The organism is Streptomyces rhizoryzae, assembly GCF_023155275.1.
Classification (GTDB): domain Bacteria; phylum Actinomycetota; class Actinomycetes; order Streptomycetales; family Streptomycetaceae; genus Streptomyces; species Streptomyces rhizoryzae.
Genome location: NZ_JALMUV010000016.1, coordinates 49,572 through 63,764, shown reverse-complemented (window position 1 = coordinate 63,764; position 14,193 = coordinate 49,572). Strand labels below are relative to the sequence as shown.

The following is a 14,193-nucleotide window of genomic DNA, read 5'->3' as shown; positions in this document are numbered from 1 at the left end:
CGCGCCGACGCCCACCAGTGAGCCTGACGGGCGCTCGGCCGCTCGCCTCGGGCATGGGCATGCAGGGGCCCGTCCGAACGCGGCTGCGTTGCTCGCTCGTCTGCTGCTGCCCTGACGCGCCGCCCGGGGAAGGGGCTCTCGGCAACCGAACCTCGCCATGGGGCCGCCCGGCCGCTTCCGGCGGTGTCGGCCCGGCCCGGCACCAGCGCCCGACGCCGGCCTACTCGGCGGAGCTTCCGGGCTACGGGCCGCAGGCAGCCCGCTCGCTCGCGCACCGGCTCCTCGGCCCTGCGGCGTCCGGCCCCCGCATCGAGGGGCGACCCCGCGGCTTGTCAGGTACTTGTCCATGGCTGCCTTGATCACGCCGGGGGTCACCCTTACGGTGCGCCCCTTCACCGCATTGGTCGGTGGTACACCGCTCGCAGCAGCGCAACCGTGGTGTCCGCCGGCACGGGCTTGCCGCTCGCCCGCCTCCTCCTGGACGCGGACTCCGTCCACGCCTCTGCGGAGCGGCGACCGACGTGTTCGCGGCCGGCGCATCCACCCGGTGCGCGGCGGAGTGGCCGGACCAGGCGGCGGGCCGAGGCGGTGGGCAAGGGCGCCGGCGACCCGGGGGTCCACGTGCTGGGCTCCCTGTTCGTCACCCGCTGTGCTCTGCTGTACTGACCTGCGACTAGGTTGTGGGTAAGGACGAGGACGCAGGCCCGTGACCGGCAGAGGGACACGGGGACAGGAGGTCGGGAAGAGTGTCGCTGCGCGGAGGTGATCCAGCCGAGATCGGTGGTTATCCGCTTGAGGCGCGGCTCGGCTCGGGTGGCATGGGCACGGTCTTCCTGGCTCGTACGAGTTCGGGGCGGCCTGTCGCGATCAAGCTGATCCATCCGCAGTTCGCGGCGGACGACGAGTTCCGCATCCGCTTCCGGCAGGAGGTGGCGGCGGCGAGGCGGGTGAGCGGCGCGTTCACCGCCGCCGTGGTCGACGCCGCCCCTGAGGCCGAGCAGCCGTGGATGGCGACGGCCTATATCCAGGGGCCCACGCTCGCCCGGCGCATCGCCACGAAGGGCCCGCTGAGCGGCGCGGAGCTGCGGCGGCTCGCCATCGGGTTGGCGGAGGCGCTGCGCGACATCCACCGGGTCGGGGTCGTCCACCGTGACCTGAAACCCTCCAACGTCGTGCTCTCGCCCGAGGGCCCACGCGTCATCGACTTCGGGATTTCGCGCGCCGCGGACCAGCAGACGCTGACGATGACCGGGCGGGTCATCGGTACGCCGCCCTTCATGTCGCCGGAGCAGTTGCAGGCGCCGCGCGACGTGGGGCCGCGGTCCGACGTCTTCTCGCTGGGGACGCTGGTCGCGTACGCGGCGACGGGCCACGGGCCGTTCGACGCGGACAGCCCGTACATCGCCGCGTATCAGGTGGTGCACGACGAACCGTCGCTGGAGGACGTGCCGACGGCCCTGCGCACGGTCGTCGAATCGTGCCTGGCCAAGGACCCCGACGGGCGCCCCTCGGCGGACGAACTCCTCGTGCTGCTGCGGGACCTGCCGGCCGACCTCGGCCAGAACGACACGGGGGAGGTCGGCGCGGCTCGCACCCGCGACGTGATCACCCAGCACCACTTCGCGCCGCCCGCCACCCCGGTGCCGGCGCCCCCGGCCGCCACCCCGGCCGCCACCCCGGTCGTCGCCCCTGCCGTTACCCCGGTCGTTGCCGATACGGGGAGCGCCGACGCCTCCCCCGTCCGCCGGTTGCGCCGCCGCCGGCGGCCCGTGTTCGCGGTGGCGGTCGCGGTGGCGGTGATCGGCGGCGGAGCCGCCGCGTTGCAGGCGGGCGGCTCCGGGGGGAACACCCGCGGCGGCAGGGCCGACACCCTGGCGGCGGCGGGTGCCGCGCTTCCCGACGGCTTCCAGCCGTGGCACGAGACCGTACCGGGCGGCCGCGCGGACATCCCCGACGAACTCCGTTGCGTCGCGCACGGCGACGCGGTGTTCTGCGGGGGCGGCGGTGTGGTCGCGGCCCGGATCAGGGCCAAGGACGGCTCGCGGGTGTGGACGGTGAAGAGCCCCGGCGTCCCCGTCCAGGGCATGCACCTGGTGGGCGCCACCGACGACACGGTGCTCGGCTACCGCTTCGCCGCGCAGGACGACCCGAAGGGCCCGGCCAGCGAGGTGGTGGCCCTCGACGCCACCACCGGCCGGGAGCTGTGGTCCGTACCGTCCGGCGCGCAGTCGACGGCCGTCACGGGCCGGACGCAGGACGCCCTCGTGGTCGGCTCCGACATCGTGACGGTCAACGCCGCCAACTCCCGCTTCGAGGCCCGCGACGCGCACAGCGGGCACCTCGCCTGGACGTCGCCCTTCCCCGCGGGCACACAGTGCGCTCCCGTCCCGGTGGGACGGCAGCTCCTCGCGATGTGCGCGCCGACCGCCGAGGTGGACGCCGTGGCGGTGCACCACCCCGCCCTGTACACGGTCGACCGCGCCTCGGGGGCGCTGGGCAAGCCCCTCGCGGTCAACGGCCCCACCGTGCCGGTGGGCGTCGCCCACGGCGGGCTCGTGCTCCTCCACGTCCACATGCAGGGCACGCAGCCGGCCGGCTACGACGGGGTGGCGCGGGTCGACCCGGTCTCGCGGAAGGTCACGTACTCCAAGCTGGCCACGGTGTACGCGGGGACGCCCGGCATGGCGGACAGCACCGTCTACGTGAGCGGGCAGACCGGTCTCGTCACGGCCCTCGACCCCGCGACCGGCCGGATGAAGTGGTCGCGGCAGTCCGGCGTGGAGGGCGCGTCGGGCCCCGCCGCGGGAGTCGGCGCGCTGTATTTCAGCTCGGCCACCGGCCGGGTGGTCGCGCTGTCGCCGGACGACGGCAAGCGCCTGTGGTCAACGGATCCGCAGGCCGACGGTGTGGGGGGCGAGCAGGGCGCGAGCCCGCGGGTGACGCTTGCGGGCCGCGCGGTGATCGTGGCCGCGGCCAAGAACACCCTCTTCGCCTTCGACGCGCGCAAGCCGCCGAAGGCGAGCTGACCCCCGCCGGCCGCGGGCCGGTGCGGCTCAGCCGCGCTGCCCGGTGCGGCGCTCGTAGTCGGCGAAGCCGTCCTCGACCGTGGGGAGTACCAGCTCCACCCGGAAGTAGGGCACGCTCCACAGGGGGCTGTCGCGGAGGCCCTCGAACAGGTCGGACCACGAGGTCAGGTCGTCCGCCGTCGCCACGAGGACATCCGACGGAGCGGCGGCCCACGCTTCGGCGTCGAACCACCGGACCTGGACGGTGTCGTGTTTCTCCAGCAGCGGCTGCACATGTTCCGCGATGATCTGCTGACGCTCGGGGCGCCCCAGCGCGAGCCACGCGGGCAAGGCCGTGAGGTGGACGAATATGGTGAACCGCGGCTGCGGTGGCAGGACACTCATACGCCCCATTGTGGATCACCGAAGGCCGGCGCCCCGCCGCGGAGGCCCTCGCTGCGCGGCCCTCAGCGGCCCGCAGCGGGTCTCGATGCGGTGGCACGGCACTTCGGCCGCCGGTTCCCTCGTACGGGTGGTGGTCGGTCCGTCGCCGGATGAGCACGGGGATGCGCGGACATCTTCGCCGGAGCGATTCCGATGGCGAAGAACGGAGCTGCACTGTGGCATTGACGGCTGAGACGGTCGCGTCCGCGATGGAAGAGGCGAACGAGGCCGGTGACCCGCTCGCCGATGCGCTGGTGTCCGAGCTGATCGAGAAGAAGGAGGTCGATGGCGTCAACGGGCTGTTCCGAACGATCGGGACGCTCAAGCCGGGCCAGGACAACGGCCATCTTCCGCCGCGGCTGCGGGAGTTCCTGGAGGTGGCCGCGGCCGAGCCGCCGGGGTGGAGCGAGGCGGACGTCAAGGCCGCCGAAGGCTTCTTCGCCCACCACCACGGTGAGGCGTCGATGCTCCAGGGAACGGTCGGACTGATCGGCACCTACCTCTCCCCCACCGGCGCGTTCACCCTCCGCTCGACCGGGCGCCTGGGCGGTGTGGAGGGGCCGGGCCGGCGGCTGTCGCAGTCCTCGCGGCTCTTCCTCGACATGGGCAACCGCGGTGCGCTGCGGGACGGTTCGCTGGCCGCCACCGTCACCAAGGTGCGCCTGGTCCACGCCTCGGTGCGGCAGTTGCACAAGAAGAGCGGCGAATGGGACTACGCGAAGTGGGGCGAGCCAGTCTCGCAGAAGTACACCACCGGCGCCGCCTGCGTCTTCAGCACCCAGATCCTCCAGGCCATGAAGCACCTGGGCATCAACGTCTCCCGCGCGGACGCCCACGGCTTCGTCTGTGCCTGGCACTACGTCAACCACTACCTCGGCACGCCGGAGAAGTGGCTGCTGCCCAAGGACGCCGACGAGGTCGAGCGGTTGTGGAACCAGGAACGCGACAAGGAGTGGAGCAGGACCGACGACGGCGTCTTCATGACCGGGCAGGCCCTCGACTTCTACCGGAAGTTCCTGCCGCCGGGCGCGCACGACGCCTACGTGGCCATGGTCCGCGTCGCACTCACCGACAAGTACGCCGACCTGGCCGGCCTGCCGCACGGTGTCCTGGCGGAGGCCGGCAAACCGCTCGCCGCCGGCCACGACGTCGTCAGCGGCATCGGCGGCGGCCTGTTCGGCGGCGCCGCCAAGGACACCGTGGGCGTCAATCCCTACGAGGAGATCCTCGGCGTCGCCTCCAGGGCGTTCAACGACGTCGAACGCTTCGCGCTCACCCACGACCAGGACGACCAGCCGCAGATGCACCAGGAACTGCACGACAACCGCTGAGCCCGGCCGGTACGCCGCCCGCACCGTCCCCCGGACGGCGGGCGGCGTTGCGCGTCGCGCGCCCGGTCAGGCTCGGGCTGTGCCCCGCGGGAGCGGTGGGGACAGGGTGCGGGTGACGAGGTCGTCGACGATGTCGGTGAGGCGCTGGCGTCTTCGGTAGGCGCGGTGCTGGTACGCCGCACCCGTTCCGTGGCGGTGCAGGTGTGCCGTCAGCGTCTCGACGTGGCGGAGGTCGCCGTGGCGGCTCAGGGCCGAGCGCAGCCAGGTCAGGAAGTCGCGCAGGTGGCGCTGGGTCGGTTCGAGGGCGTGGTGGGTGAGGTTGACGGCGTGGCCGGCGAGGCCGTGGCGGGCCGCTCGCCAGCAGGCGGCGCGCAGGAGGTGCGGGTCGGGCTGCGGTGCGGGCTCGCCGCGCCGCACGGATTCCAGGGCGGTCGCCGCTGCCGCCCGTACGAGGCCGGCGAGCAGGACGGTGTGGTCGACGGTCGGTGCGGCGTCCGCGACCCGGACCTCCAGGGTGGGCAGATGGTGGGAGGGGCGGATGTCCCAGTAGACGCCCCTGTGGTCCAGGACGGCCCCGGTGCCGATCAGCGTGGCGACCAGATCGTCGTAATGGCCGGTGGAGGCGAAGTGGGGCGGCGGGCCGGCGACCGGCCAGCGGTTCCAGGCGATGTTGCGCCAACTGGCGTATCCGGTGTCCCGGCCGTCCCAGAACGGGGAGTTGGCGGCCACGGTGATGAGGGCGGGCAGCCAGACGCGCAGGTGGTTGCTGACCCGCAGGGCGAGGTCGCGGTCGTCGAAGCCGAGGTGGATATGGCAGGCGCAGGCGACCTGCTCGTCGTCGAGCGCGCCGAACTGCGCGGCGCTGCGGGCGTACCGCTCGCCGGACGTCAACGGCGGAGGGCCGGCGGGCAGGAGGACGGGCGCGCCGCTGGAGACCAGTCGTGCGCCGCTGGTGGCGGCTGCCTCGGCCACCTGCCGGCGGGTGGCGTGCAATTGCTCGGCGAGAGCGGCCAGGCTGGTGTGCGGGTCCGTGCGCGTTTCCACTTGGTAGCGGGTGAGTTCCGGGGTGACGTGATCGCCGAGGGCGGGGGCGGCCTTCGCGATGACAGCGTCCGCTACGGGCGCCAGCAGGCGCGTCTCGGGGTCGATGAGGAGGAATTCCTCTTCGACCCCGATGGTCATCGGTCCCGCGCGGGAGACGGACGCGGGGGCGGTGCCGGGACGGATCAGCTCACCGGGGACCGGTGCGCTGTCCGGAGAAAGGGGGTCCAATCTGCCACGCATCCTTCCGCTGACTGGAAAGGCGGACGGCGACGGGTCAGATATGTCCGGCGGGTTGTGGCAGCAAACGGGGACAGCGCCATTTCGGCCGGTGGGTGGCCGAAGAGAACGAGTCCGGCGGCCGCGGGGCCGCCGGCACGGCGTGCGGCCGCCGACCGTGTGCGTCAGAGCACGGCGAGCCGGTCCACCAGCAGTTCCACTCTCCGCTCGGTGTCGCCGGGCGGCAGCCGTCCCGCCCGGGTCAGGGTCGCCAGCCCGTGCAGGGCCGCCCAGAAGACCTCGGTGAACAGCCCCGGGTGGACGCCGTCGCCGGCGACCTCGCCCAGGCTTTCCAGCAGGGCGGCGAAGCCGTCCTTGAGCGGCTCGGGGGTGTCCTCCTCCGCGAACGCCAGGCCGCCGTCGAGCTGGAACATGGCGTCGTAGACCGCCGGGTTGCGGGCGGCGAAGTCGAGGTAGGCGCGGGCGAGGGCGGCGACCCGGGCGCGCGGGCCGTCCGCGGCGGACGCCGCGGCCCGCACCGCATCGGCCAACTCGGCGGCGCCTTCGAGGGCGACGGCGCCGATGATCTCGCGCTTGCCGCGGAAGTGGCTGTAGAGGACGGGCTGGCTGTATTCGATGCGCTCGGCGAGCCGGCGGGTGGTGACCGCGTCCCAGCCCTGCTGCTCGGCGAGTTCGCGGGCCGTCGCCACGATGAGGCGTTCGCGGTCCGCCCGTTCGCGCTCCTTGCGTTCCTTTACCGACATGGCTCGACCCTAGCATCGCTAGACATCCGAGCGGGAGCAGGTCTAGCGTTGGCTCATCAGCTAGCAGCGCTAGATCCCAGGGGGTCCTCATGCTCAACGCACTCCAGGTCGTCACCATCGTGAGCGTCGGCGTGATGGTGGGGGTGGAGTTCTCCGTCGCCTTCGTCATCAACCGGATCCTCGACGCACTCCCCGGCGACAGCGGCCAACTCGGCCGCGCCCACGGCGGCCGGATGCTCGGCGCCGTGATGCCGGTCTGGTATCTCTCCTCGCTCGTCCTCGTCGGCGTCCGGGCCGTCGCCGGATGGCACCAGCGCGGCACCGGCCTCGTCCTCACCGCCGCCGCGCTGCTGCTCCTCAGCGTGCTCCTGTCGGTCCTGCTGCTCGTCCCGATCAACAACCGGGGCAAGACCTGGACACCCGAGAACCGGCCCGCCGACTGGCAGCAGCAGATGAACCGCTGGGACCGCTTCCACTACGTCCGCGTCGCCGTCCTCATCGCCGCCTTCGCCTTCCTGGCCGCCGCCCTCACCTGAGCCCGCGGACCGACACCGCGCCGGTGGCGCACCACGCCCGCCACCCGCGCGGGTAGCCGCACGGGCGCTCAACGGCTCCAGCAGGAGCGTCCCGGCTCGGCTGCCGCAGGCGAAGCGGCGAGCCGTCCATTGATCAACGCCACCACGTCCGCGAGGTGTTCGCGGAAGAAGAAGTGGCCGCCCGGAAAGGCGTGGAGAGCGAAGTCCGCCGTGGTGTGCTCCGCCCAGGACTCCGCTTCCTCCCGGGAGACTCTCGTGTCGTCGGTGCCGGTGAGAGCGATGAGGGGGCAGGTGAGCGGGGCCCCCGGGACGTACCGGTAGGTCTCGGCGGCCTTGTAGTCGGCGCGGAGGGCGGGGAGCACCATGGCGCGCAGGTCCTCGTCGGCCAAGACCTCCGCGGTGGTGCTGTCGAGCTGCCTCACCTCCGCCAGGAGCCGCTCGTCGTGCAGATGCGTGGATTCGTCGCGGGACCGGGACGGCGCCCGCCGCGCTGACGCGAAGAGGGCGACCGGCGCATGTCCCCCGGCGGTGAGCCGCCGGGCGACTTCGAAGGCCACGGTCGCCCCCATGCTGTGGCCGAAGAGAGCCATCGGCGCGTCGGCCCACGGCTTCAGCTCAGGGGTGATCGCGGCTGCGAGGTCGACGAGGTCCTCGATGCAGGGCTCCGTACGGCGGTCCTGCCGTCCCGGGTACTGGATCGCCAGGACCTCTCGCTCCGGCGCCAGTTCACGGGAGAGGCTGAGGTAGGCGGAGGCGGATCCTCCGGCGTGCGGGAAGCACACCAGCCGCACCGCGGCCCGGGGCGCGGTATGGAAACGGCGGATCCACGGGCCTGTCACTGCTGTCACGGTTGTTCCGCCATCCAATCTTCCGGGGGATATCGGCGTCGTGTGCGGGGCGTGCCCGGCCCTCGCCCGCCCGCGCGGCGGCCGCCGGGATCACAGGTCCGCGTCGAGGGGGAGGCGGTGGACGCCCGGGAGGTAGTCGTCGAGTTCCCCGGGGGTGAAGCGGGCCATGCCGACGACGTGCCAGAACTCACCGGTCACCTCACCCTCGTACTTGTAACCGCCCTCGGGGGTCAGGGCCGCCCAGCCGCCGGGGACGCCGATGAGGGTGGCGTGCGCGGTGGGCGGGCCGGCCGGTGCGGGGACGTTCCACAGGCGGACCGTGCCGTCCTCGCCGCCGCTGGCCAGGCGGGTGCCGTCGGGGCTGAAGGCGAGGGAGAAGATGCGGCCGGTGTGGCCGGTGAGGCGGGCGGTGCGGGTGCCGGTGCGGGTGTCCCACAGGCAGATGACGCGGTCGTCGCCGGCCGTGGCGAGCAGGGGCAGCCGGGGGTGGGCGACGGCCGCCCAGAGCCGCCCCTGGTGGCCGGTCAGGACATGGCGGGGGGTGCCGTCGCGCCAGACGATGGCGGTGCCGTCCCAGGACGCGCTGGCCAGCCAGTCGCCGCCGGCCCCGAAGGCGACGGCGTAGACGCGGTCGCTGTGGCCGTCGAGTTCGGCCGCCAGGTCGCCGCTCTCCTGGTGCCACAGGCGGACCCGGCCGTCGTCGCAGCCGGTGGCCAGCGCGGTGCCGTCGCCGCGGAAGGCGATGGACCGCACCCGGCCCCGGTGCTCGGAGAGGGTGGCGACGTGCGCGCCGGTGGCGCGCCACCACAGGCGGACGGAGTCGTCGTCGTTGGCGGTGGCGAGCAGCGTGCCGTCGGCGCTGAACGCCTCGGCCCAGGTGTGGTCGGTCTCGACGTCGATCTCGCGGAGGTACTCGCCGGTGGCGGCGTTCCAGAGGTAGACGTCGCCGTCGTTGCTGGCGGTGCCGAGGAGGGGGCCGGCGGGGCTGAAGACCGCGGAGATCAACCGGTCGCCGCGGCCGGTGAGTTCGGCGGTGCGGCGGCCGGTGCGGGCGTCCCAGAGCCGGACGATCCCGTCGTTGCCGCTGGTGGCGAGGCGGGCGCCGTCGGCGCTGAAGGCCACCGTGTTGACCCGGCGGCCGTGGCCGCGCAGGATGCGCTGGCCCTGGCCGGTGTCGGCGTTCCAGATCTGGGCGCCGCCGTCGTTGCCGACGGTGACGAGCTGGCTGTCCTGCGGGCGGAAGCGGCAGGCCCAGGCGGAGCCGCGGTGCTCGGTGGGCTGCTGGCGCAGCAGGCTGATGGCGCGGTGGCCGCCGGTCAGGGCGACCCGCCACAGGCGGACGGTGCCGTCGCTGTCGCAGGCGGCCAGCAGCCGGCCGCCGTTGCCGAACATGACTTGGTAGACGGCGCCGGTGCACCGCTCCAGGGCACCGGCGGGGGCGCCGACGACCGGGTCCCACAGCCGCACCTGGCCGTCGGTGTCGCCGCTGACGAGGAGGGTGCCGTCGGGGTGGAAGTCGAGGGTGTAGACGCGGCCGGTGTGGCCGGTGAAGGCGTGCAGCAGGCGGCGCTCGGCGAGGTCCCAGACGCGGACCGTGCCGTGGTCGCCGGCGCCCTGGTCGCCGGTGGCCAGGAGGGTGCCGTCGGGGCTGAACCGCGCGCGGTACACGGCGCCCTCGTGGCCGTCGAGGCGGCCGGTGCACTCGCCCGTGCGGGTGTCCCAGACACGGAGGCCGGCGGCGGCGTCGCCGGTGACGAGGGTGTGGCCGTCGGCGCTGAACACCGCGGTGTAGACGGGGGCGGTGTGGCCGGGGAGGCGGTGCAGCGGTTCGCCGGTGGCGGCGTCCCAGAGGGTGACCAGGCCGTCGGCGTCGCCGGTGGCGACCAGGGTCCCGGCGTCGTCGAGGGAGACCGGCCAGACGCCGCCGGGGTGGACGTCCAGGCGGTGCAGCTGGCGCCCGGACACCGGGTCCCACAGGCGCACGGTGCCGTCGGCGCCGCCGGTGGCCAGGACCCGGGAGCGGAACTTCACCGCGTAGACGCGCCCTTCGTGGCCGTGCAGGGTGCGCATCGCGCGGCCGGTGTCGGCGGCGCAGACCAGCACGCCGCCGTCCTCGCTGCCCACGGCGAGGAGTTCGCCCTCGGGGCTGTACGAGAGGGGTTCGGGCAGCCGGCTGGTGCGCATGTCGAAGCCGTAGGGGACGCCGACGGCGGCGGGGCGGAAGCCGACCTCGACGGGCATGCCGGGGGCCAGGGCGGCGGTGCGGAGTTCGGGGGCGGCGCGCACCTCCGGGTCGGTCAGCGGGTCGATGAGCGCGGCGCGGTGCCAGCGGCTGCGGGTCAGGCGGGCGCCGCGCAGGTCGGTGCGGGTCAGGCGGGCGCCGCGCAGGTCGGCGCCGGTGACGTCGGCGCCGGAGAGGTCGGCGTGGTCCAGGCGGGCGCCGTTGAGGCGGGTGTCGCGCAGCACCGCGCCGGAGAGGTTGGCGCCGATCAGACGGGTGTCGGTGAGGTCGGCGCCGGTGAGGTCGACGCCGGAGAAGTCACGGCCGGAGAGGTCCTCGCCGGAGAGGCGGGCGCCGCGCAGGTCGGCGCCGGCCGGAACGCGGAGCCGGTCGATGACGCGGACGGCGTTGGCGCGGGCTGCGTCGCTGACGCCGGGCCCGGAGGCGTGGAGGACGGTGCGGACCCAGGCGGTGCTCAGGTCGTGGTCGGCGAGGTCGCAGAAGAACTCGACGGCGAGGGCGCTCAGCGGGCGGGCGGCGAGCAGGGTGCTGTCGCCGCCGGCGAGGCGGGCGGCGGCCTCCCGCGCGACCAGCCATTCGACGACGGAGCCGTGGATGAACTGGAACAGGCCGTCGTCGGTGCGGATCAGCAGGCTTCCGGCGCCGACCGCCTGGGCGCTCTCCTGGGTGGTGAGGGTGGTGCCGGCGAGTCCGGCCAGTGCGGTGGCGACGGTGTCGGTCAGCTCTTCCAGGTGCAGACCGCTGCGGCCGGTCTCCCACAGGCGACGGGCGAGCGCGGTGACGGCGGCCCAGAGGTGGTCGAGGGTGAGGCCGGGGGCGGCGCCGGGGCCGCCCTGGCCGCGGCGTTCCTCGTGGGCGAGCCAGGCGGTGAAGACGTCCTCGTAGAGCCGGGCGGGGCTCAGGGCGCGCCCGGCGCCGGCGACGGCGCGCAGCTGGTCGGGGTCGAGGTCGGCGACGAAGCTGAGCAGCCGGGGGTTGGCGCACAGGGCGAGCAGGTCGGGGATGTTGCCGAGGAGTTCGAAGCGGCGGTCGGCGGTCCGCTCGTCGCCGTAGCGGTTGACGAGGTAGGCGCGGATCTGTTCGGGGACGAAGCCCTCGACGGCGAGGATGCGGCGCTGCGGGAGCAGGCCGACGCGTTCGCCGAGCGCGGTGAGGATCTGGTCCTGCGACTTGAAGTGCTGGGTGCGGCTGCTGACCACGATCTTGGCGTTGTCGACGGCGGCGTTGAGGAGGACCTGGAGGTGGTCGGCGGCGCGGTCGTAGCTGACGCGGTTGACCAGTTCGTCGAAGCCGTCGAAGAGGAGGACGACGCGGCCCTGGCCGAGCATGTAGCGCAGGGCGCGCAGGTCGATGGTGTCGACGTCGTGGCCGGCGAGGTGGGCGGCGACCAGCCCTTCGAGGCTGTGGGCGCGGTCGAGGGTGTGCAGCGGGATGAGCAGCGGCGTCAGGTGCGGGAGGCGTTCGGGGATGCGGCGGGCCAGCTCGCGCAGGGCGAAGGTCTTGCCGTGGCCGAAGTCGCCGAGGAGCAGCATGAAGCGGCCGTGGTCGGTCTCCAGGAGCTGGAGCATGGCCTCGACGAGATGGCCGCGCTCCTCGGCGTCGGGGCGTTCGGCGTCGCGGTAGCGCTGGGGGAGGTAGAGGTCGGGGGCGTAGCGGTCGTCGTTGCCCAGCCGGGCGGTCTGGGCGGCGACGTAGCCGCGCAGGTCGAGCAGGCCCTGGAATTCCAGGAAGCTGCGGACGCGGACGCCGCGGCGCCCGGCGCGGGCGCGCAGGGACTGCTCGGGCGGCGGGCCGTCGTGGACCAGTTCGGCCTCCGTGCCGGTGTCGGTGGCGTGGGCCTGGGCCAGGAAGCGGTCCAGTTCGGCGTCGGTGGGGGTGCCGGGGTGGACGGCGATGCGCTGCTGGCGGACGACGCCCTCGTCGCGCCAGGTGACCATGATCTGGGCGAGGTCGTCGGGGGAGGTGCGGGGGACGTCGCGCAGCCGGACGCCTTCCTGGCGGGCGCGGCAGACCTCCTTGACGCGTTCGGCGAGGGAGTCGGCGGGCTCGTCGACGGCGCGGTTGTCGGCGGGCGGGACGGCGGCGGGCGGGGCCGCGGGCTCGCCGGACCGGGTGAAGATCCGGCCGGCGCGGTGCCAGGTGACGGGGAAGACGGCCGGTGCGGTGCCGCCGTCGCCGGTCCAGCGGGTGACGCCGTCCGCGGTGACGCGCAGCAGCGCGAAGCCGGCGGGGGCGGCCGAGCCGTACAGCGGCAGGGTGCCGTTCTGGAGCGGGAGGTGGTCGTGGGAGGGTTCGCCGCCGGTGGTGCGGGGGCCGCCGCTGGGGCCGTGCAGGACCAGGTGGAGGCGGGGCGCGGCGAGCCGGGCGAAGGTGTCGACGTCGCGGAGGGTTCCGGGGCCGCCGGGGGTGTCCTGGGGGCGGCGGCGGCCGGTGAGCGGGTGGCGGAGCGCGCCGATGCGCAGCCAGCCCTCCTCCTCGTAGCCGCGCAGCGCCTCGGCGAACCAGGCGGCCTGGTCGCGGCCGAGGAAGCCGTACTGGTCGTCGGGGCGGTGGCTGGCGGCGATGGAGGAGTTGAAGCCGGCGACGACGGTGTGGAGCTCGGGCACCGGGAAGAGGGTCCAGGGCTGGTCGCTGTCGAAGACGGTGTCCAGGCCCTCGTAGAGGCCGCGGAAGAGGCGGGTGTAGTGGCGCCACTTGGGCCAGTACGGGGGCTGCGGCGGGATCTCGTCGGCCTCGCAGGTGTGGAAGTAGCCGCGGCAGGCGGCCTGGCTGACGTCCTGGTTGCCGGGGACGACGATGACGCGCTGCGGCGGCAGGTCGAGCTGGGAGCGCAGCCCGGTGAGGAAGCTGAGGGCCTGGTCGCATTCGCGGGGGCTGCCGGAGGCGGTGAGGTCGCCGGTGACGACGAGGAGGTCGGGGGCGGGGGCGCCGGCGTCCTTCAGCTCGACGAGGTCGCCGCGGATCTCGCGGCGCAGCGCGTCCGGTTCGCGGCCGCGGCCGAAGTCCGGGCCGGCGAGGTGCAGCACGGTCAGGGCGCCCTGGTCGCGGGCGGCGCCGGGGGCCTGCGGGTACCGGGGCGCGCGGGCCGGGCGGCGGCGGCCGGACCAGCCGGTGCGGCCGAGCGGGCGCTGCGGGCCGTCGGCGGCGGGCCCGGGCAGGTCGAAGGGGTCGCCGGCGGTCGCCGAGCCGGGGTAGCCGGGCCGGCGGCCGGGGCGGGCGTGGCCCTCGACGGCCTGGCCGACGCGGGTGAGCAGCATCCCGCGGGCGACCTCGGCATCGGCCACGCCGACCAGGTCGACGTAGGTGATGGTGGCGAGCAGGCCCTCGATCGGGATGTCCTCGACGCGGACGGTGAGGAGCTTGCGCTCGGGCTCCTCCGGTTCGGCGCGGAGCGCGGCCTGCCATTCCATGCGGCCGTAGGTGGAGCGGCCGTAGTGGCTGGAGAGGACGGCGATGACGGCGACGGATTCGCTCACGCCGCGGTCCATGAAGTCGATGAAGTTGGTGCCGGCGACGAAGTCCCACGCCTGGATGACGGTGCGGTACCCGGCTTCCTCCAGCGTCCAGGCGATCCAGGAGGCCCATTGTTCGTCGGCGGGCGAGTAGCTGATGAAGAAGTCCAAGTCGCGTGTCCGTCCGAGCAGTTCCCCATCAGTCACCATGCCCCCATCGTAGGAGGCCGCCGGGGGGCCGGTCAGGTGGTTGCCGACCTCGGTCCGTCCGCTCTCCCCCTCTCCCCCGCGCCGCCCGGCCGGGTGTGCGA

Annotated in this window: 8 protein-coding genes; 3 read left to right on the top strand and 5 right to left on the bottom strand. The window is 74.2% G+C overall.

Going from position 1 to position 14,193, the window contains the following annotated elements; all coding sequences use genetic code 11:
• Positions 1–746 precede the first annotated feature (746 nt).
• Positions 747–3,026, top strand: coding sequence for a serine/threonine-protein kinase (locus MUU72_RS15370; RefSeq protein WP_248013811.1), 2,280 nt, complete (start codon positions 747–749; stop codon positions 3,024–3,026).
• A 27-nt stretch (positions 3,027–3,053) separates the two neighbouring features.
• On the opposite strand, the gene MUU72_RS15365 is transcribed toward MUU72_RS15370, so the two are convergent.
• Complete coding sequence (locus MUU72_RS15365) at positions 3,054–3,410, bottom strand: darcynin family protein (protein ID WP_248013810.1); 357 nt, start codon at positions 3,408–3,410, stop codon at positions 3,054–3,056.
• Between the two features lie 215 nt (positions 3,411–3,625).
• Between MUU72_RS15365 and MUU72_RS15360 the strand changes: the two genes are divergently transcribed.
• Positions 3,626–4,780 carry an oxygenase MpaB family protein gene (locus tag MUU72_RS15360; RefSeq protein WP_248013809.1) on the top strand — a complete coding sequence of 385 codons (1,155 nt, stop codon included), beginning with the start codon at positions 3,626–3,628 and terminating at the stop codon, positions 4,778–4,780.
• A gap of 66 nt (positions 4,781–4,846) precedes the next feature.
• Here the strand turns inward: MUU72_RS15360 and MUU72_RS15355 are convergent, their stop codons facing one another.
• Both MUU72_RS15355 and MUU72_RS15350 read right to left on the bottom strand, forming a co-directional pair.
• The gene (locus MUU72_RS15355) at positions 4,847–6,052 is read right to left on the bottom strand and encodes a carboxylate-amine ligase (RefSeq protein WP_248013808.1); all 1,206 of its coding nucleotides are present in this window, start codon (positions 6,050–6,052) and stop codon (positions 4,847–4,849) included.
• A gap of 173 nt (positions 6,053–6,225) precedes the next feature.
• Positions 6,226–6,804, bottom strand: a complete 579-nt coding sequence (locus MUU72_RS15350; protein WP_248013807.1) for a TetR/AcrR family transcriptional regulator — start codon at positions 6,802–6,804, stop codon at positions 6,226–6,228.
• A gap of 89 nt (positions 6,805–6,893) precedes the next feature.
• Here MUU72_RS15350 and MUU72_RS15345 point away from each other — a divergent pair, with 89 nt between their 5' ends.
• Positions 6,894–7,340: an anthrone oxygenase family protein gene (locus MUU72_RS15345; RefSeq protein WP_248013806.1), complete on the top strand. Its 447-nt coding sequence runs from the start codon at positions 6,894–6,896 to the stop codon at positions 7,338–7,340.
• Positions 7,341–7,408: 68 nt separating this feature from the next.
• On the opposite strand, the gene MUU72_RS15340 is transcribed toward MUU72_RS15345, so the two are convergent.
• Positions 7,409–8,188: a thioesterase II family protein gene (locus MUU72_RS15340; protein ID WP_248013805.1), complete on the bottom strand. Its 780-nt coding sequence runs from the start codon at positions 8,186–8,188 to the stop codon at positions 7,409–7,411.
• A 90-nt stretch (positions 8,189–8,278) separates the two neighbouring features.
• Entirely contained in the window at positions 8,279–14,092 is a 5,814-nt protein-coding gene (locus MUU72_RS15335) for a WD40 domain-containing protein (protein WP_248013804.1), read from the bottom strand.
• Between the last annotated feature and the right edge of the window lie 101 nt (positions 14,093–14,193).